The organism is Kineococcus aridisoli (assembly GCF_050871885.1).
GTDB lineage: Bacteria > Actinomycetota > Actinomycetes > Actinomycetales > Kineococcaceae > Kineococcus.
The window spans coordinates 33,329-52,178 of the sequence record NZ_JBJLSF010000023.1; the positions used below are offsets into that span (position 1 = coordinate 33,329).

General features: G+C 75.6%; 12 protein-coding genes and 1 pseudogene. 8 read left to right on the forward strand and 5 right to left on the reverse strand.

The features are described 5' to 3' along the window. The first annotated feature begins 16 nt into the window (after nucleotides 1-16). The 4 genes and pseudogenes from ACRYM2_RS08810 to ACRYM2_RS08825 all read left to right on the forward strand — a co-directional run bounded on the left by ACRYM2_RS08810 (nucleotide 17) and on the right by ACRYM2_RS08825 (nucleotide 5,841). Nucleotides 17-1,234: an HpcH/HpaI aldolase/citrate lyase family protein gene (locus tag ACRYM2_RS08810; RefSeq protein WP_432521531.1), complete on the forward strand. Its 1,218-nt coding sequence runs from the start codon at nucleotides 17-19 to the stop codon at nucleotides 1,232-1,234. 2 nt (nucleotides 1,235-1,236) lie between these two features. Then, a pseudogene (locus ACRYM2_RS08815) lies at nucleotides 1,237-3,848 on the forward strand (phosphoribosyltransferase). Then, nucleotides 3,848-4,687, forward strand: coding sequence for an HAD family hydrolase (locus tag ACRYM2_RS08820; RefSeq protein ID WP_432521532.1), 840 nt, complete (start codon nucleotides 3,848-3,850; stop codon nucleotides 4,685-4,687). The pseudogene ACRYM2_RS08815 and the gene ACRYM2_RS08820 overlap by 1 nt, the downstream one beginning before the upstream one ends. A gap of 62 nt (nucleotides 4,688-4,749) precedes the next feature. Further along, on the forward strand, nucleotides 4,750-5,841 hold the full coding sequence (locus ACRYM2_RS08825) for a PLP-dependent cysteine synthase family protein (RefSeq protein WP_432521534.1): 1,092 nt from the start codon (nucleotides 4,750-4,752) through the stop codon (nucleotides 5,839-5,841). 31 nt (nucleotides 5,842-5,872) lie between these two features. On the opposite strand, the gene panB is transcribed toward ACRYM2_RS08825, so the two are convergent. Together panB and ACRYM2_RS08835 are read right to left on the reverse strand one after the other, a co-directional pair. Next, nucleotides 5,873-6,694, reverse strand: coding sequence for a 3-methyl-2-oxobutanoate hydroxymethyltransferase (gene panB, locus ACRYM2_RS08830; protein ID WP_432521535.1), 822 nt, complete (start codon nucleotides 6,692-6,694; stop codon nucleotides 5,873-5,875). After that, nucleotides 6,691-8,499, reverse strand: a complete 1,809-nt coding sequence (locus ACRYM2_RS08835) for an NAD+ synthase (RefSeq protein WP_432521536.1) — start codon at nucleotides 8,497-8,499, stop codon at nucleotides 6,691-6,693. Before ACRYM2_RS08835 ends, panB begins: the two co-directional genes overlap by 4 nt. A gap of 150 nt (nucleotides 8,500-8,649) precedes the next feature. Here ACRYM2_RS08835 and ACRYM2_RS08840 point away from each other — a divergent pair, with 150 nt between their 5' ends. Beyond that, nucleotides 8,650-9,993: a glutamine synthetase family protein gene (locus tag ACRYM2_RS08840; RefSeq protein ID WP_432521538.1), complete on the forward strand. Its 1,344-nt coding sequence runs from the start codon at nucleotides 8,650-8,652 to the stop codon at nucleotides 9,991-9,993. A 7-nt stretch (nucleotides 9,994-10,000) separates the two neighbouring features. Next, nucleotides 10,001-13,126 carry a bifunctional [glutamine synthetase] adenylyltransferase/[glutamine synthetase]-adenylyl-L-tyrosine phosphorylase gene (locus tag ACRYM2_RS08845; protein WP_432521539.1) on the forward strand — a complete coding sequence of 1,042 codons (3,126 nt, stop codon included), beginning with the start codon at nucleotides 10,001-10,003 and terminating at the stop codon, nucleotides 13,124-13,126. Nucleotides 13,127-13,140: 14 nt separating this feature from the next. Here the strand turns inward: ACRYM2_RS08845 and fgd are convergent, their stop codons facing one another. Then, entirely contained in the window at nucleotides 13,141-14,166 is a 1,026-nt protein-coding gene (gene fgd, locus ACRYM2_RS08850) for a glucose-6-phosphate dehydrogenase (coenzyme-F420) (protein WP_432521540.1), read from the reverse strand. A 132-nt stretch (nucleotides 14,167-14,298) separates the two neighbouring features. Between fgd and ACRYM2_RS08855 the strand changes: the two genes are divergently transcribed. Together ACRYM2_RS08855 and ACRYM2_RS08860 are read left to right on the forward strand one after the other, a co-directional pair. Beyond that, nucleotides 14,299-15,318 (forward strand): acetamidase/formamidase family protein, encoded by a 1,020-nt coding sequence (locus tag ACRYM2_RS08855; RefSeq protein WP_432521541.1) that lies wholly within the window; start codon nucleotides 14,299-14,301, stop codon nucleotides 15,316-15,318. Between the two features lie 10 nt (nucleotides 15,319-15,328). After that, nucleotides 15,329-16,087, forward strand: coding sequence for an SDR family NAD(P)-dependent oxidoreductase (locus ACRYM2_RS08860; protein WP_432521543.1), 759 nt, complete (start codon nucleotides 15,329-15,331; stop codon nucleotides 16,085-16,087). Nucleotides 16,088-16,090: 3 nt separating this feature from the next. On the opposite strand, the gene ACRYM2_RS08865 is transcribed toward ACRYM2_RS08860, so the two are convergent. Both ACRYM2_RS08865 and glnA read right to left on the reverse strand, forming a co-directional pair. Then, entirely contained in the window at nucleotides 16,091-17,062 is a 972-nt protein-coding gene (locus ACRYM2_RS08865) for a discoidin domain-containing protein (protein ID WP_432521545.1), read from the reverse strand. Nucleotides 17,063-17,192: 130 nt separating this feature from the next. Continuing rightward, nucleotides 17,193-18,617 carry a type I glutamate--ammonia ligase gene (gene glnA / locus ACRYM2_RS08870; RefSeq protein WP_432521546.1) on the reverse strand — a complete coding sequence of 475 codons (1,425 nt, stop codon included), beginning with the start codon at nucleotides 18,615-18,617 and terminating at the stop codon, nucleotides 17,193-17,195. Nucleotides 18,618-18,850: the final 233 nt, after the last annotated feature.

Genomic DNA, 18,850 nt, shown 5'->3' on the forward strand with positions numbered 1-18,850 from the left:
AGCTGACGAGGACGCCGTGCGCCACTTCTCCGCACTCGACGACGAGCAGACCCGCCGGTTGTTCCTGCAGCCGCCGCGCCCCGTCGACGTCACCGCCGGTCGCGACGCGCTCGCCGTCGCGCTGGGCGCCACGATCTACTGCCCCGCGACCCGGCAGCGGCTGGCGGGCGACCTGCTGCGGCTGGTCCGCCGCGGGGTGCGCTCGGCGGTGGTCTGCCTGGAGGACTCGGTGCCCGACCACCGGGTCGCCGAGGCCGAGGAGACCCTCGTGCGCGAGCTGGCGGGCCTGGCCCGCACCGCGGAGTGGGCCGACGGCGCTCCGCTGATGCTCTTCGTGCGCACGCGCAGCCCCGAGCAGCTCATCGACCTCGTCCAGCGCAGCGGGGTCGGCCTGGACTGCCTGCTGGGCTTCGTCGTGCCCAAGTTCGGCGGTGCGGGCCAGCCGCCGCCGGAGCGGTGGATGGAGGCGGTGCGGGAGGCCTCCGAGCGGGCCGGGCGGCGGCTGTGGGCGATGCCCGTGCTGGAGAGCCGGGACATCGCCCACCTGGACACCCGGCACGCGGCGCTGGCCGGGATCCGGGAGGTCCTCGACGCCCACCGCGACCTCGTGCTGGCGGTGCGCACCGGCGCCACCGACCTGTCCGCCGCGTACGGCCTGCGCCGCCCGCGCGGGTCCACGGTGTGGGACGTGCGCGTCGTCGCCGACGTCCTCGGCGACGTCATCAACGTGCTGGGCCGCTCCGACGGCAGCGGGTACCCCATCACCGCCCCGGTCTGGGAGCACTTCACCTCCGGCGAGCGGGTCTTCCGCACGCCGCTGGCCGCCGGCCCCTTCACCGGTTCCGGCGCCGAGCAGCTGCGCGAGCAGCTCATCGCCGACGACCTCGACGGCCTCGTGCGCGAGCTCGTCCTCGACCAGGTCAACGGCCTGCAGGGCAAGACGGTCATCCACCCCTCGCACGTCGCCGTCGTGCACGCGATGTCGGTGGTGACCCACGAGGACTTCTGCGACGCCTCCGACGTCGTGGGCCAGAGCGGCGGCGGCGCCATGGCGTCGGCGTACCGCAACAAGATGAACGAGGCGGGTCCGCACCGCGCCTGGGCCGAGCGCGTCCTCGCGCGCGCCGACGCGTTCGGCGTCGCCCGCGAGGACGTCTCCTACGCCCACCTGCTGAAGGCGCAGGACGACGCGTGGCAGGCGTTCGCCGCCGCCGGGGAAGGGGTGCGGGCGTGAGCGTGCAGGACGGGCTGGCGCAGGACGGGCTGGCGCAGGGCGGGCTGGCGCAGGGCGCCGGCTGGGCCGGCGGGTGGGTGGCCGACCGCCTCGGCGTGCGGCTGTCCGGGCCGCCCGGTGCCGACGGGCTGACCCTGCCCGACCTGCTGGGCCTGGCGCTGCGGCGCAACCCCCGGCGGGCGCACCTGCTGGTCAGCCGGGTCCTCGGCAAGCACGTGCCGACCGACCCGCGCCTGGTGCGCGCCGCGGGGCTGCGGCTGGGGGAGCGGGTCGCCGGTGTCCTCGGCGTGCCCGACGCCCCCGGGGCGCGGACCGCCGACTGGCGCGCCGCCCTCGCCGGGGACGCGGCGGCCACGGCCGCGGTGCACGCGGGGGCGCTGCGCCCGGCGGCGCGCCCGGACGCGCTCGTCGTCGGCTACGCCGAGACCGCCACCGGCCTCGGGCAGACCGTCGCCGACGCGCTCGGCTGCGCGGGGCTGCACTCCACGCGCCGCGCCGCGCCGGGCGCGCGCGGCTACGCCGGGTTCGAGGAGGAGCACTCCCACGCCACCGGCCACCGGCTGCTGCCGGCGGACCCCGCCGTCCTGGCCGCCCTCGCCGACCCGGGCGCACCCCTGGTGCTCGTCGACGACGAGCTGTCCACCGGGCGCACCGTCGCCAACACGGTGCGCGAGCTGCACGCCCGCACCGCGCGCGAGCGCTACGTCGTGGCCGGGCTGGTCGACGTCCGCTCCGCCGCCGACCGCGAGCGCCTGGCGGCGCTGGCCGCCGAGCTCGGCACCCGCATCGACGTCGTCAGCCTCGTCAGCGGCGGCGTGGACCTGCCCGCCGACGTGCTCGAGCGCGGCCGGCGGCTGGTGGAGGCCGTCGCCCCCGTCGTGCCGGTGCCCCGGCCGGGCCCGGTCGACGTCACCCCCGTGCGCGTGGACTGGCCGAGCGGGGTGGCGACGACGGCGCGCTTCGGCACCCCGCCCGCCGCCGCCGAGCTGCTCGCCGGGGCCGACCTCGCCCGGCACCTGCTCGCCGAGCTGCGCGGTGCGCAGGAGGTCCTCGTGCTCGGCAGCGAGGAGCTCATGCACGCGCCGCTGGCCGTGGCCGTCCAGCTGGCCGCCCGCCACCCCGGCCGGGTGCGCTTCTCCTCCACCACCCGCTCACCCGTGCTGGCCGTCGACGCCGGCGACTACGCCGTCCGCAGCTCGGTGGCCTTCACCAGCCACGACCCGGCCCTCGACGGCCCCGGTCCCCGCTACGCGCACAACGTGCGCCGCGCGGTGCCCTGGGACGCCCTCGTCCTCGTCGTCGACAGCGCCTCCGACCCCGCCCGGCTGCACGCCGACGACGGGGTGGTCGCCGCCCTCGCGCCGCTCACCGACCGGCTCCTGCTGGTCACCCTGCCCGCGGACTCCTGGAAGGACCCCACGTGAGCCTCGCGCCGCCCACGCCCACCACCGGCGCCGCCACCGCCCCGCTGCCGCGACCGCTGTCGGGACCGGGCTTCTCCTCCTACCTGCCCGAGGAGGTCAGCTGGCTGCTCACCGACCTGTCGGGCCTGGAGCTGGAGGCGCCCGCGGAGGAGCGCGAGGAGGCCGTGCAGAGCGGGGGTGCGCACTACGCCGAGTCGCTGCCGGTGGAGTACCAGCCCGACGAGCAGTACCAGCGGCTGTTCACCGAGGCGCTGCAGCGCACCGCCCGCCGCGTCGCGCTCGGGGTGGGCGTCGTCGCCGAGCTGCTGCGCGCCGAGCGGGGCGAGGGCCTGCTGCTGGCCTCGCTGGCCCGCGCCGGCACGCCGGTGGGGATCCTGCTGCGCCGCTGGGCGCTGCGCTCGGGGCTGCGCTGGCCGCACGTGGCCGTCTCCATCGTCCGCGGCCGCGGCATCGACGAGGTGGCGCTGCGCTGGATCGCCGCCCACCACGACCCCGCCGACGTCGTCTTCGTCGACGGCTGGACGGGCAAGGGCGCCATCGCGCGGGAGCTGTCCGCGGCGCTGGCGGCCGGCGGGGTGCGCGGCTTCAGCGACGACCTGGCGGTGCTGGCCGACCCCGGCCGGTGCGTGCGCACCTTCGGCACCCGCGAGGACTACCTGATCCCCTCGGCCTGCCTGAACTCCACGGTCTCCGGGCTCGTCAGCCGCACCGTGCTCAACGACCGGCTGCTGCGGCCCGGGCAGTTCCACGGCGCGAAGTTCTACGCCGACCTGGCCGGCTCCGACGTGTCCGGGGTCTTCCTGGACGCCGTCAGCGGCTGCTTCGACGACGTCGCCGCCGAGGTCCCCGCCGCGCTGGAGGCCGTGCGCGGCGGCGAGCGCGCGGCGAGCTTCGCCGGCTGGGCGCAGGTGGAGCGGATCAGCGAGCACTACGGCATCGGCGACGTCAACCTCGTCAAGCCCGGGGTGGGGGAGACGACGCGGGTGCTGCTGCGGCGGGTGCCGTGGCGGGTGCTGGTGCGCCCCGAGGCGGAGCTGACCGACCCCGGCGACCTGGCGCACGTGCGCCTGCTCGCCGCCCAGCGCGGCGTCCCCGTCGAGGAGGTCCCCGGCCTGGCCTACGCCGCCGTCGGGCTGGTCCACCCCCGCTTCACCCGCGGCGCCACCGGCGCCGACGGCCGGGCGGTCTGATGGGGCGCCTGCTCGCGGCCAGCGACCTCGACCAGACGCTGGTGTTCTCCGCCCGCTCCGCGCAGGCCGACGTCGAGCAGCTGGTGGCGGTGGAGGAGTACGAGGGCCGCACGATCTCCTGGGTCACCCCGCCGGCCTGGCGGGTGCTCGGCGACCTCGTCGCCTCGGGGTGGTTCGTGCCGGTGACCACCCGCACCCCCGAGCAGTACCGGCGCATCCGCTGGCCGCAGCGCCCCCCGCGGCACGCGGTGTGCGCCAACGGCGGGGTGCTGCTCGTCGACGGCGCCGCCGACGCGGGCTGGGCGGCCCGGGTGCGCTCGCGCCTGGCGGGCTGCGCGCCGCTGGCCGAGGTCCACGCCCGGTTGCGGCAGCTGGCCGCCGAGCTGCTCGCCGCCGCGCCCGGCTCGCAGGAGCCCGCGGTCCGGCTGGTGCCGGACCTGTTCGGCTACGTCGTGCTGCGCGAGGGCCAGCGCCCGCAGCTGGAGGGGCCGCGCCTGGGGGAGCTGGTGGAGCTGCTGGACGGCTGGGGCTACGCGGTCTCCCTGCAGGGCCGCAAGCTGTACGCGGTGCCGCGGCCGCTGACGAAGTCCGCGGCCGTCGCCGAGGTCGTCGAGCGCCGCGGTGCGGACGGCTTCGTGGCCGCGGGGGACTCGCTGCTCGACGTCGACCTGCTCGTGGCCGCCGAGCGGGCCCGCCGCCCGCGGCACGGCGAGCTGCTGCGCACCGGCTGGGAGCACCCGGGCGCCGAGCTGACCGCCGCGGCCGGAGCCGCCGCCGGCGAGGAGATCGCCCGCTGGCTGCTGGCGTCGGTCGGCTCGGCGACGGCGGTGGAGCACTAGCCTCGAGCACCACGAGGACGACCAGCCCGACGAGGCCCCGACGCAGACCGAGGAGGAACCCGGTGGATCCCGCACGCCGGTGGGCGGACGAGGCCGTGCGCGAGCTGGTGGCCGACGCCACCCGCAGCGCCGACACCCACCTGCTGCGCTTCCCGCTGCCGAGCTCGTGGGGCGTGGACCTGTACGTCAAGGACGAGTCCTCGCACCCGACCGGCTCGCTGAAGCACCGGCTGGCGCGCTCGCTGTTCCTCTACGGCCTCGTCGGCGGGCGCATCCGGGAGGGCGGCACGGTCGTGGAGGCCTCCAGCGGGTCCACGGCCGTCTCCGAGGCGTACTTCGCGCGGCTGCTGGGCCTGGACTTCGTCGCGGTCGTGCCCTCCTCCACCAGCAGGCGCAAGGTCGAGCTCATCGAGGCCTCCGGCGGGCGCTGCGAGCTCGTCGACGCGGCGGCCGGGATCGGCGCGGCGGCGCGCGAGCTGGCCGCGCGCAGCGGCGGCTACTACCTCGACCAGTTCGGCCTGGCCTCGATCGCCACCGACTGGCGCGGCAACAACAACATCGCCTGCTCGATCTTCGAGCAGCTCGCCGACGAGCGCCACCCCGTGCCGGCGTGGGTGGTCGTGGGCGCCGGCACCGGCGGCACCAGCGCCACCATCGCGCGCTACTGCCGCTACACCCGCCGCCCGACCCGCATCGCGGTGGGCGACCCGGAGGGCTCGGTGTACGCGCAGGCGTGGCGCACCGGCCGCCGCGACCTGGTCGGCCCGGGCTCGCGCATCGAGGGCATCGGGCGCCCGGCCGTGGAGGACTCCTTCCTGCCCGAGGTCGTCGACGAGGTGCTCGCCGTGCGCGACGGCGCGTCCGTGGCGGCGATGCACGCGGTCTCCGCGGTGCTGGGCATCGCCCCCGGCCCCTCGACGGGCACCAACCTCGTCGCCGCGCTGCACGTCGTGGAGCGCATGCGGGCCGCCGGCGAGCGCGGCAGCGTCGTGACGCTGCTGTGCGACCGCGGCGACCGCTACCGCGACAGCTACTACGACCAGGAGTGGGTGCGGGCGCGGGGGATCGCGCCGGAGCCCTACCGCGACGCCGTCGAGGAGGCCCTGGCGACGGGGCGCTGCGCGGGGCTGCTCGTGGGCGGGGAGCCCGCCTGAGCGGGTGGGGCGCCCGGGCGGGCCCGCCGGCTCAGAAGGAGTGCTCGGGCCCGGGGAAGGAGCCCTCGCGCACCTCGTCGGCGTAGCCGCGGGCCGCCTCGGCCAGGGCGCCGCGCACGTCGGCGTACCGCTTCACGAAGCGGCCGGTGCGCTCGCTGAGACCGGCGAAGTCCTGCCAGACCAGCACCTGCGCGTCGCAGCCCGGCCCGGCGCCGATGCCGACGGTGGGGATGGCCAGGGTGTTCGTGACCTGCTCGGCGACGTCGGCGGGCACCATCTCCAGCACCACGCTGAAGGCACCCGCCTCGGCGACGGCGCGCGCGTCGGCCACCAGGCGCGCGGCGTCCTCGCCGCGGCCCTGCACCCGGTAGCCGCCCAGGGCGTGCTCGCTCTGCGGGGTGAAGCCCACGTGCGCCATGACGGGGATGCCCGCGTCGACGACGGCGCGCACCCGGGAGGCGCTGCGCACGCCGCCCTCCAGCTTCACCGCGTGCGCGCCGCCCTCCTTCATCAGCCGCACCGCGGAGGCCACCGCCAGCTCGTCGGAGGCCTCGTAGGAGCCGAACGGCAGGTCGGCCACGACGAGGGCGTGCGGGGCGCCGGCCACGACGGCGCGCACCAGCGGCAGCAGGTGCTCCAGGGTCAGCGGCAGCGTCGTCGGCATCCCGAACACCGTGTTGGCCGCGGAGTCGCCCACGAGCAGCACGGGGATGCCGGCCTCGTCGAAGACCGCGGCCGTCAGCGCGTCGTAGCTGGTGAGCATCGCCCACCGGGTGCCCGCGTCCTTCCACTGCTGCAGGTGGTGCACGCGGGTGCGCCGGCGCGGCGCGGGCGCCTCGGTGGCGTAGCTCACCGGTCGACCTCGTCGGCCGGCCCGGCGTTGTGCTCGGGCAGCGGCGGCGCCAGCGGCTCGCTGGCCGCGGGCTCGCGCCAGCGGCTGGTGATGGGCAGGCGGCGGTCGCGGCCGAAGGCCTTGAAGGTGATCTTCGGGCCCGGCGCGAACTGGCGGCGCTTCCACTCCGCGCGGTCGACGAGGGTGACCACGGAGTCGACCAGGGTGCCGTCGAAGCCCTCGGCGAGCATCTCGGCGCGGCCCTTGTCGCCCTCGACGTAGTCCTCCAGGATCGCGTCGAGCACCTCGTAGGGCGGCAGCGAGTCCTGGTCGGTCTGGCCCGGGCGCAGCTCCGCCGACGGCGGCTTGGTGATGGTGCTCTCCGGGATCGGCGGCTGCTCCCCGCGCGCGGCGGCCTCGGCGTTGCGCCAGCGCGACAGCTCCCACACCAGCGTCTTGGGCACGTCCTTGAGCGGGGCGTACCCGCCGACGGAGTCGCCGTATAGCGTGGAGTAGCCCACGGCCAGCTCGCTCTTGTTGCTCGTGGCCAGGGTCAGGTGCCCCTCCTGGTTGGCCAGGCCCATGATCGTCGTACCGCGCACCCGCGCCTGCAGGTTCTCCTCGGCCACCCCCTGCAGGGGCACGGTGGCCAGGAAGGCGTCGACCATCGGGGCGATGGCGTACTGGCGGTACTCGAAGCCGCAGCGGCGCGCGAGCTCCTCGGCGTCGTCCTTGGAGTGCTGCGAGGAGTACCCCGACGGCAGCGAGATGCCGACGACGTTCTCGGCGCCGATCGCGTCGCAGGCCAGCGAGGCCACCAGCGCGGAGTCGATGCCGCCGGAGACGGCGACGACCACCGAGCGGAAGCCGTTCTTGCGCACGTAGTCGCGCAGCCCCAGCACGATCGCGGCGTGCACGTCGGCGACGTCGGGCAGCGGTTCGTGCACCTGGCCCGCGCGCGCGGGGTAGGCCGGCACCGGCTCCTCGGTGACGCCCACCCGGTGCACGCGGTCCTCCCAGCCGGGGGTCGTCACCCCCGCCGGCAGGTCCAGGTCGGTGACGACGAGGGACTCGCGGAACTGCGGGCCGCGGGCCAGCACCCGCCCGTCGGCGGCCACCACGAGGGAGTCGCCGTCGAAGACGAGCTCGTCCTGGCCGCCGACGGCGTTGACGTAGGCGATGGGGCAGCCGGCCTCGGCGGCCCGGCGGGCCACCAGCTCCAGGCGCACGTCGTCCTTGTTGCGCTCGTAGGGGGAGGCGTTGAGCACCGCCAGCAGCCCGGCGCCGGCGTCGCCGGCCATCTGCACCGGCCCGCCGTCCTGCCACAGGTCCTCGCAGATCGCCACGGCCACGTCGACGCCGTGCACCCGCACCACGAGCAGGTCGTCGCCGGGCACGAAGATGCGGTACTCGTCGAAGACGCCGTAGTTGGGCAGGTGGTGCTTGGCGTAGCGGCCCACGACGCGCCCGCGGTGCAGCACGGCGGCGCAGTTCTGCGGCAGCCCGCGCGGGCGCCCGACGGCGGCCGGCCGGGAATCCTCCGCGGCCCGGTCCACGTAGCCGACGACCACGACGAGCTCGCCGTGCCCGTCGTCGGCGATCTCGGCCGCCAGCCGGCCCAGCGCCCGCTTGGAGGCGTCGACGAAGGACGTGCGCAGCGCCAGGTCCTCCACCGGGTAGCCGGTGACGGCGGTCTCGGGGAACAGGACGAGGTGCGCGCCGTCCTCGGCGGCGCGGCGCGTCCACTCCCGCACCGCGCGCACGTTGCCGTCGAGGTCGCCGACCGTCGTGTCGATCTGCGCCATGGCCACCCGGAGCTGAGGCATGCACCCACCCTAGTGAGCCGGTGCCCCGCGCCCCGCCCGCGCCCCGCCCGCGGTCCGCCCGCCGGGGCGGCCGCCGCGTGCGCGATGATGCACCCCGGGGCCGGGCGAGCACCGCCGACGGCCCGGCGAGCGAGCGACGGGAAGGCTGCCATGGACCGCCAGCAGGAGTTCGTGCTGCGGACGCTGGAGGAGCGGGACATCCGCTTCGTCCGGCTCTGGTTCACCGACGTCATCGGCACGTTGAAGTCGGTGGCGATCGCGCCCGCCGAGCTGGAGGGGGCCTTCGGCGAGGGCATCGGCTTCGACGGCTCCGCCATCGAGGGCCTCTCGCGCGTGTCGGAGTCCGACATGCTGCTCAAGCCGGAGCCGTCGACCTTCCAGGTGCTGCCCTGGCGCACCAGCGACGAGCACCAGGGCACCGCCCGCATCTTCTGCGACATCCTCACCCCGGACGGTCAGCCGGCCCGCTCGGACCCGCGCCACGTCCTCAAGCGGGCCCTGGACCGGGCCGCGCAGCACGGCTACACCTTCTACACGCACCCCGAGATCGAGTTCTACCTCTTCAAGGGCCCGCTGCAGCGCGGCGCCGTGCCCGAGCCGGTCGACTACGTCGGCTACTTCGACAACCACCCCGGCGGCACGACGACCGACTTCCGCCGCGAGGCGATCTCGGTGCTGGAGAGCATGGGCATCTCGGTGGAGTTCAGCCACCACGAGGGCGGCCCGGGGCAGAACGAGATCGACCTGCGCTACGCCGACGCGCTGACGACGGCCGACAACATCATGACCTTCCGCACCGTGCTCAAGGAGGTCGCCGGCGAGCAGGGGCTGTACGCCAGCTTCATGCCCAAGCCGCTGGCGGGCGAGCCCGGCTCGGGCATGCACACCCACCTGTCGCTGTTCGACGGCGACGCCAACGCCTTCTGGGAGGCCGGTGCGGAGTACCAGCTCTCGCGCACCGGCCGGCAGTTCATCGCCGGCATCCTGCGCCACGCCGCGGAGATCACCGCCGTCACCAACCAGTTCGTCAACTCCTACAAGCGGTTGTGGTCCGGCGGCGAGGCCCCCAGCTACATCTGCTGGGGCCACAACAACCGCTCCGCCCTGGTGCGCATCCCGATGTACAAGCCCAGCAAGGGCCAGTCGGTGCGCATCGAGTACCGCGCGCTGGACTCCGCGGCCAACCCCTACCTGGCGTTCGCGCTGCTGCTGACCGCCGGGCTCAAGGGCATCGAGGAGGGCTACGACCTGCCCGACGGCGCCGAGGACGACGTGTGGTCGCTGACCGACGCCGAGCGCCGCGCGATGGGCATCGAGCCGCTGCCGCAGAGCCTGGAGCACGCCGTCAGCATCATGGAGCGCTCGGAGCTGGTGGCCGAGGCCCTCGGCGAGGGGGTGTTCGACTTCTTCCTGCGCAACAAGCGCCAGGAGTGGAGCGACTACCGCGCCCAGGTGACGCCGTTCGAGCTGCAGCGGTACCTGCCGCTGCTGTGAGGCACCCGTGAGCCCGGGACCGGCGGCGGGCCGCCGCGCCAGCGCCGCCGCGCAGCTGGTGCGGGCGGGTTCCGCCGACCCCGACCGCGCCCTGCGCCTGCTGCGGGACCCGGCGCTGGCGGGGGTCGTGCGCGGCGACGGCGAGCACGAGTTCACCGACGCCACGGCCGCCCTCGTGCGCGCGCTGGGGCGCACCGCCGACCCGGACCAGGCCCTGCTCGGCCTGGTCCGGTGGGCGGAGTCCCTCACCGCGGGCCTGGACCGCGACACCGGCCCCGCCGAGGCGCAGGCCGCCGCGGTGGCCCTGGACCTGCTGCGCGCCGGCGACGTCGGGCAGGTGGTGGGCACCCGCGCCCGCCTGCTGGCCGTCCTCGGCGGCTCGCTGGCGCTGTCCGACCACCTGGTCCGCCACCCGCGGCACTGGACGGTGCTCGCCGCGGCGGTCCCGCCCGACCCCGGCGAGCTGCGCGCCGAGCTGCTGGCCGCCGTGGGCGCCGACCCCGCCGACCCCGTCCCGGTGGCCACCACCGGGCGCGGCGGGCTCAGCCCCGCCGACGCGCTGCGGGTGGCCTACCGCCGCCGCCTGCTCGGCCTCGCCGGCCGGGACCTGGCCGCCGCCGACCCCACCACGCTGCTGCACGTCACCTCCGCCGAGCTGGCAGACCTGGCCGCGGCCGCCCTCGAGGCGGCCCTGGCCGTCGCCCGCTCGGAGCTGCCCGAGCACGGACCCGGCTCCTGGCGCAGCTGCCGGCTGGCGGTCATCGGCATGGGCAAGACCGGCGGGCGGGAGCTGAACTACCTCTCCGACGTCGACGTCGTCTACGTCGCCGAGCCCGCCGACGGCGCCGACGAGGCGGAGGCCGTCGCCGCCGCCACCCGGCTCGCCGCGGGCCTGCAGCGCGTCTGCTCCACGCCGACGGCCGAGGGGTCGCTGTGGGAGGTCGACGCCGCGCTGCGCCCCGAGGGCAAGGCCGGCCCGCTGGTGCGCACGCTCGCCAGCCACGTGGAGTACTACCGGCGCTGGGCCAAGACGTGGGAGTTCCAGGCGCTGCTGAAGGCGCGGCCGGTGGCCGGCGACCTCGCGCTGGGCCGCGCCTACGTCGAGGCCATCGCCCCGATGGTCTGGAGCGCCAGCGAGCGCGAGCACTTCGTGGCCGACGTGCAGGCCATGCGCCGGCGCGTGGAGTCCCTCGTCCCCAGCCGCGAGGCCGACCGCCAGCTCAAGCTCGGCGCCGGGGGCCTGCGCGACGTGGAGTTCAGCATCCAGCTGCTGCAGATGGTCCACGGCCGCAGCGACGAGCGGCTGCGGCACAGCGCCAACACCCTGGAGGCCCTCGACGGGCTGGCCGCCTACGGCTACGTCGGGCGCCACGACGCGGGCGAGCTGGACCACGACTACCGGCTGCTGCGCTCCCTGGAGCACCGCATCCAGGTGCAGCGGCTGCGGCGCACCCACGTGCTGCCCACCGGCGAGGCCGACCTGCGCCGGCTCGGCCGGGGCCTGGGCCTGCGCGGCGACCCGGTCGCCGCCCTGGAGGAGGTCTGGCGCGGCACCCGCCGGGACGTGCGCCGCCTGCACGAGAAGCTCTTCTACCGCCCGCTGCTGACCGCCGTCTCGCAGCTGTCGGCCGCCGACGCCCGCATCGACGCGCAGCTGAGCCCGGCGGCCGCCCGCGAGCGGCTGGCCGCCCTGGGCTACCGCGACCCCGCGGGCGCGTTGCGCCACCTGGCCTCGCTGACCTCCGGGGTCAGCCGCCGCGCGAGCATCCAGCGCACCCTGCTGCCGGTGATGCTCGGCTGGTTCGCCGACGGCGCCGACCCCGATGCCGGGCTGCTGGCCTTCCGGCAGGTCTCCGAGGCGCTCGCGGGCACCCAGTGGTTCCTGACGATGCTGCGCGACGCCGGTGCCGCCGCCGAGCGGCTGGCCTACGTCCTGTCCGCCGCCCGGCTGCCGGTGGAGCTGCTGCGCCGCTCCCCGGAGGCGGTGGCCGTCTTCGCCGACGACGAGCGCCTGGCCCCCTACGACGTCGCCGAGGTCATGGCCGACGCGGAGGCCGCCGCCCGCCGCCGCGACGACGTCGCCTCGGCCGTCATGGCCGCCCGCGGGGTCCGCCGCCGCGAGCTGTTCCGCACCGTCGTCGCCGACCTCGTCGGCGTGCGCGACCTGGCCGGCGTCGGGCGCGCGCTGGCCGACGCCGACCAGGCGCTGCTGGAGGTGGCGCTGGCGGCGAGCGCGCGCGAGGTCGAGCGCCGCCGCGGCGCCGCGCTGCCCACCCGCCTGCTCGTCGTCGGCATGGGCCGCCTGGGCGGGCAGGAGACCGGCTACGGCAGCGACGCGGACGTGCTGCTCGTGCACGACCCGCTGCCGGGGGCGGGGGAGGCGCAGGCGCAGCAGGCGGCCACCGAGGTGGTGGCCGAGCTGCGCCGCCAGCTGTCCGCCGCGGGTCCCGAGCCGGGGCTGGAGGTGGACGCCGACCTGCGCCCGGAGGGCCGCAACGGCCCGCTGGTGCGCTCGCTGGCCGGCTACCGCGCCTACTACGAGCGCTGGGCGCAGCCGTGGGAGGCGCAGGCGCTGCTGCGCGCGCGCCCGGTCGCCGGCGACGCCGACCTCGGCGAGGCCTTCCTGCACCTGGTGGACCCGCTGCGCTGGCCCGCGCAGGGGCTGGCCGAGGCCGACGTGCGCGAGGTGCGGCGCATCAAGGCGCGCGTGGAGGCCGAGCGGTTGCCGCGCGGGGCGGACCCGCTGCGCCACCTCAAGCTGGGGCGCGGCGGCACCTCCGACGTGGAGTGGACCGTGCAGCTGCTGCAGCTGCAGCACGCCGGCGAGCACGAGGGGCTGCGCACCACCTCCACGCCGGCGGCGCTGGCGGCGGCCGTGCGCGCCGGCCTGCTCGGCGAGGAGGACGCCGAGGTGCTGCGCCAGGCCTGGGACCTGGCCTCGCGCGCGCGCAACGCCGTCACCCTGTGGCGGGGCAAGCCGGGGGACTCGCTGCCGACCCAGGTGCGCGACCTCGACGGGGTGGCCCGCTTGTTCGGCTTCGAGCCCGGCAGCTCGCAGGAGTTCGAGGAGCTGTACCTGCGCACCACCCGCCGCTGCCGGGCCGTCGTCGAGCGCGTCTTCTACGGCCGCTGAGCCCCCGCCCGGCCTCAGCCGGCGCGCAGCAGCGGGACGACGTCGGCGCTGAACTGGGTCAGGAAGCGCGACTGGTCCTGCCCGGGGGCGTGGAAGACCAGGTGGGTGAACCCCGCGTCGACGTACTCCTGCACCCTGGCGGCGACCTCGGCGGGGTCGGAGGCCACGATCCAGCGCTTGGCGACCTGCTCGATGGGCAGCTCGTCGGCCAGCCGCGCCATCTCCACCGGGTCGTGCACCTGCGCCTTCTGCTCCGGCGTCAGCGACAGCGGCGCCCAGAAGCGGGTGTTCTCCAGCGCCTTCGCGGGGTCCTCGTCGAAGGACAGCTTGATCTCGATGGTCCGGTCGATCTGCGACTCGCTGCGCCCGGAGGCCTGAAGGCCCTCGCGCAGCGCCGGCAGCAGGGTCTCGGAGTACAGCTCCATGCCCTTGCCGGAGGTGCAGATGTAGCCGTCCCCGGCGCGGCCGGCGTACTTGGTGACCCCCGGGCCGCCACCGGCCACGTAGATCGGGACCGGCTGCGCGGGGCGGTCGTACACGGTCGCGTCGTGCAGGCGGTAGAACTCGCCCTCGAAGGTGACGCGCTCCTCGCTCCACAACCTCCTGATGAGGCGCACGGCCTCGCGCAGCCGGGCGAAGCGCTCCTTGACCTCGGGGAAGTCCACGCCCACGGCGGTCTCGTTGAGCGCCTCGCCGGTGCCGATGCCCAGGATCGCGCGGCCGGGCGCCAGGCAGCCCAGGGTGGCGAACGCCTGGGCGACCACCGCCGGGTTGTAGCGCAGGGTGGGGGTCAGCACGCTCGTGCCCAGCTGCACGCGCGAGGTCTTCGCCGCCACCCACGGCAGCCACACCAGCGCCGAGGGGGCGTGGCCGTCGACGTGGCGCCAGGGCTGGAAGTGGTCGGAGATCCACACCGAGTCCAGACCCGCCTCCTCGGCCTGCACCGCGAAGTCGGCCAGCTCGCCGGGGGCGAACTGCTCCGCCGACGCCTTGTAGCCCAGCTTCAGCGGCTGCCCGTGGGTGTCCACGCTCTCGCTCACCGTGTCCTGCCTCTCCTCGTGCCTCGGAGGCTCAACCTAACCGCCGCCGGGGCGCCCTTCCCGCGGGGACCCGGGTGCGGTAGAAGAGCGGCACCCCCGAGCCGCCCGGCCCGGCCGACCCCGTGGAGCACCGTGGACCCCTCCGTCGAGATCGTCGAGTTCACCCCGACGCCCGAGCAGTACGCCTGGACGTTCGGCGGTGCCGCGCCCGTGATGAGGGTGCGGCCGGGCACCGCGCTGCGGCTGTGGAGCGACGACGCGTTCTGCGGCCGGCTGCGCAGCACCGCCGACCTTCCGAGCGCCTCGCTGCGGATGCCGTTCGTCAACCCGCAGACGGGACCGTTCTACGTGGAGGGGGCGCAGCCGGGGGACACCCTCGTGCTGCACCTGGCGGAGCTGACGCCCGCCCGCGACTGGGGGGCCTCCTCGCTCATCCCGTTCTTCGGCGGGCTCACGAGCACCGACCGCACGGCGACCCTGCAGCCGCCGCTGCCGGAGCGCACCTGGATCTACGCCCTGGACCGGGCGGCCGGCACGGTGGCCTTCGAGAGCTCCGACGGCGGCTTCACCCACCCGCTGCCGCTGGAGCCCATGCTGGGCACGGTCGGCGTGGCCCCCGCGGCCGGCGAGGTGCGCGCGGCCCTGGTGCCGGACGTCTTCGGCGGCAACATGGACACCCCCGAGATGAAGGCGGGCACCACCGTCTACCTGCGCGTCAACGTCGAGGGGGCGCTGTTCTCCCTCGGGGACGGGCACTACCGCCAGGGCGAGGGGGAGTCCTGCGGCACGGCCGTCGAGGGCGCGATGACCACCCTCGTGCTCGTCGACCTGCTCAAGGGTTCCGCCTCCGGCGGCGGACCGGCGTGGCCGCGGCTGGAGAGCGACGAGCACTGGACCGTCGTGGGCTCGGCCCGCCCGCTGGAGGACGCCTGGCGCGCCGGGCAGGTCGACGCGGTCCGCTGGCTGCAGGAGCTGCACCGGCTCGACGAGCTCGACGCCTACCAGCTGCTCTCGCAGGTCAGCGAGGTGCCGCTGGCGAACGCGGTGGACGTCAACTACAGCGTGACCACGAAGCTGCCCAAGCGGCTGCTGCCGGCCGCCAGCGCCTACCAGGGCACGCACGAGCGCCTGCGCGCGCTGGCGCGCGGCTGAGGCGGGCGCGGTGGACCTGCAGCTGGAGGGCGCGAAGGTCCTCGTCAGCGGGGGGACGCGCGGCATCGGCGCGGCCGTCGTCGCGGAGTTCCTCGCCGAGGGCGCGGACGTGTCGCTGTGCGCGCGCACCGCCTCCGACGTGGAGGCCGCGGTGGCGGCGGCGCACGGACCGGGCACGCTCAGCGGCCGTGCGCTCGACGTCTCCGACCGCGAGGCGGTCACCGCCTGGGTCGACGGCGCCGCCGCCGAGATGGGCGGCCTGGACGCCGTGGTCGCCAACGTCAGCGCCATCGCCGCGGCCCCCGACCTGGAGTCGTGGCGGTTGTCGCTGGACGTCGACCTCATGGGCACGGTCGCGCTGGTCGACGCCGCGCTGCCGCACCTGCGCCGCAGCGGCGGCGGGTCGATCGTCACCATCGGCAGCGTCTCCGGGCGCGAGGTCGACGCCTTCGCCGGCCCGTACGGCACGGTGAAGGCGGCGCTCGTGGCCTACACGCAGGGGCTGGCGCACCAGCTGGCGGCCGAGGGGATCCGCGCGAACACCGTCTCCCCGGGCAACACGTGGTTCCCCGGCGGCGTGTGGGACCTCACCGAGCGCAACGACCCGGAGTTCTTCGCCGAGGCCCTCGCGCTCAACCCCACGGGCCGGATGGCCACCCCCGAGGAGGTCGCCCGCCCGGTGGTGTTCCTGTCGAGCCCGGCCGCGAGCTTCGTCTCCGGCACCAACCTCCTCGTCGACGGTGCGCTGACCCGCGGGGTGCAGCTGTGAGGCTCAGGCGCCCGTGAAGCGGACCTCGCCGATGGCCGTGCGGTCGAAGGCGCGCCCGGCGCCGGGCGCGCTGACGCCGGTGACCGTGAGGTCGACCCGGCTCGCCTCGGCGGGTGCCACCGCCAGGGCCTGCAGCTCGCGCACGCCGTCGGCGAGGTCCTGGTGCACCGTCGTGGTGCCCGCCGGCCCGGTGAACGCCCACGTCACCGCGAGCACGCGACGCCCCTGCGGGTAGCGGTCGGTGCCGTCGTGCGGGTCGACCTTGGCCAGGCCGTTGACCAGCCCCACCTCGCTGATGCGCACCGGCTGGGCGAAGGTGAACGTCAGCGTCAGGCCGCTGGCGTCGCCCTCGGTGCGCCACGCCGTCGCCGGGTCCCCGTCGAGCAGGTTGGCGGCCGCGTAGGAGGTGCTCCGCCCTCCTGCGTCGGTGCTGTCGGGGGAGGTGGCCGGGGCCTGCACCGCGGCGGGCACGAGCACGCCGGTCGGGCGCGCGACGGCGGGGACGGGGGTGGCGACCGGCGGCGCGGGCGCGGCGGGGGAGGGCGGCTGCACGGCGGGTGCGGAGGTGCGCGGCGGTGCGGCGGCCACCGTCGTCACCGGCTCCGGGCGCAGCAGCCACCACGTCGAGGTGGCCACCGCGGCCACGAGCGCCACCCCGAACGCGCCCAGGACCACCCCGGACTGCACCCGCGAGGGGGTGGCCGCGACGACGGGCCGGGCCGGGCGGGTGGTGCGGGCGGGGGAGGGCTGCGGGGGCGTGGGCCGTCCCGCGCGCCGGCGCACGTGGCGGGCGGCGGGTGCCGGCGGCGCGGCGGGGGCCGGCGGCGCGAGGGGCGCCGGGCGGGCACCGCCGTCGGCGGCCGGCGCGGTGCGCCGGTTCCCGCAGGTCCAGCAGAAGGTGTCCGCCTCGCGCATCCCGCAGCCGCAGGCGTGGCACGTCGTCGTCACGATGTCGATCCAGTCCGTGGGAGCCACCCGGACGCGGTCCGGCCCGCGACGTCCTGTCGGCGAGGAGGCGCACGATACTGCGCACGACGCGACGAGCCCAGCACCCGTGGTGAGGTGCTGGGCTCGTCGTGCTCCGTGGCGTCGGGACGCCGCGGGATCAGATGTCGTAGTAGAGCTCGAACTCGTGCGGGTGCGGGCGCAACCGGATCGGGTCGACCTCGTTGGTGCGCTTGTAGTCGATCCAGGTCTCGATGAGGTCCGAGGTGAACACGCCACCCTCGAGGAGGTAGTCGTGGTCCTTCTCGAGCTCGTCGAGGACGGCCGGCAGCGAGTACGGGACCGTCTTGATGTTCGCGTGCTCCTCGGGCGGGAGCTCGTAGAGGTCCTTGTCGACCGGGTCGGCCGGCTCGATGCGGTTCTTGATGCCGTCCAGGCCGGCCATGAGCTGCGCGGCGAACGCCAGGTACGGGTTGGCCGACGGGTCCGGCACGCGGAACTCCAGGCGCTTGGCCTTGGGGGAGTTGCCGGTGATCGGGATGCGGATGCAGGCGGAGCGGTTGCGCGCCGAGTACACGAGGTTGACCGGAGCCTCGAAGCCCGGGACCAGGCGGTGGTAGGAGTTCACCGTCGGGTTGGTGAACGCCAGCAGCGACGGCGCGTGGTGCAGCAGGCCGCCGATGTACCAGCGGGCGAGGTCGGACAGGCCGCCGTAGCCCTTCTCGTCGTAGAAGAGCGGCTCGCCGTCCTTCCACAGCGACTGGTGGCAGTGCATGCCCGAACCGTTGTCGCCGAACAGCGGCTTCGGCATGAACGTCACCGTGTGGCCGTTGCGCAGCGCGACGTTCTTGATGATGTACTTGAAGAGCAGCAGCTGGTCGCCGGCGTTCTTCAGCGTGTCGAACCGGTAGTTGATCTCGGCCTGGCCGGCGGTGCCCACCTCGTGGTGCGCGCGCTCGACCTTCAGGCCCGCCTTCTCCAGCTCCACGACCATCTCGTCGCGCAGGTCGGCGAAGTGGTCGATCGGCGGCACGGGGAAGTACCCGCCCTTGTAGCGGGTCTTGTACCCGAGGTTGCCACCCTCCTCCTTGCGGCCGGTGTTCCACGCGGCCTCGATGGAGTCGATGTGGTAGTACGACTCGCGCTCGTTCGTCTCGAACCGCACGTCGTCGAAGATGTAGAACTCCGCCTCGGGGCCGAAGAAGACGGTGTCGGCGATGCCGGTCGTCTTCAGGTAGGCCTCGGCCTTCATCGCGACGTTGCGCGGGTCGCGGCTGTAGGGCTCGTCGGTGAAGGGGTCCACGATGGAGTGGTTGATGACCAGCGTCTTCTCGGCCCGGAAGGGGTCGAGGTACGCCGACGTCGGGTCCGCGATGAGCTTCATGTCGGACTCGTGGATGGCCTGGAAGCCGCGGATCGAGGACCCGTCGAACATCTGGCCCTCGGTGAGGGCGTCGGCGTCCAGCGACTTCGCCGGGACGGTGAAGTGCTGCATGACACCCGGCAGGTCGCAGAAGCGGATGTCGACGAACTTCACGTCCTGTTCGTCGATGTACTTCAGGACCTCTTCGGAGTTGCTGAACATCCAACCTCCAGGAACGGAACCGGCTCGGCGCTCGAGCCGCCGTGGACGCGCTGACCGTAGGCGCACGATGTTTCGGCCTTGTTACACCCGCGTTTCCGCAACCTTACCGACGTCCCGCCGCCCGCGGCGGGCGCCCCCCCGGGCGGGGTGGGGCGGCCGGGCGGCGGGGCCCGGCGCCGGGGCGGGGGCGCGGCGGCGGCGCCGAAACCAGGTCGGGTGGCACAGCACGCCAG

Bases quoted from the DNA above. Each gene is read 5' to 3' on its own strand.
- ACRYM2_RS08820 (WP_432521532.1), top strand. From the start codon at position 3,848: ATGGGGCGCCTGCTCGCGGCCAGCGACCTCGACCAGACGCTGGTGTTC.
- ACRYM2_RS08835 (WP_432521536.1), bottom strand. From the start codon at position 8,499: ATGCCTCAGCTCCGGGTGGCCATGGCGCAGATCGACACGACGGTCGGC.
- ACRYM2_RS08840 (WP_432521538.1), top strand. From the start codon at position 8,650: ATGGACCGCCAGCAGGAGTTCGTGCTGCGGACGCTGGAGGAGCGGGAC.
- glnA (WP_432521546.1), bottom strand. From the start codon at position 18,617: ATGTTCAGCAACTCCGAAGAGGTCCTGAAGTACATCGACGAACAGGAC.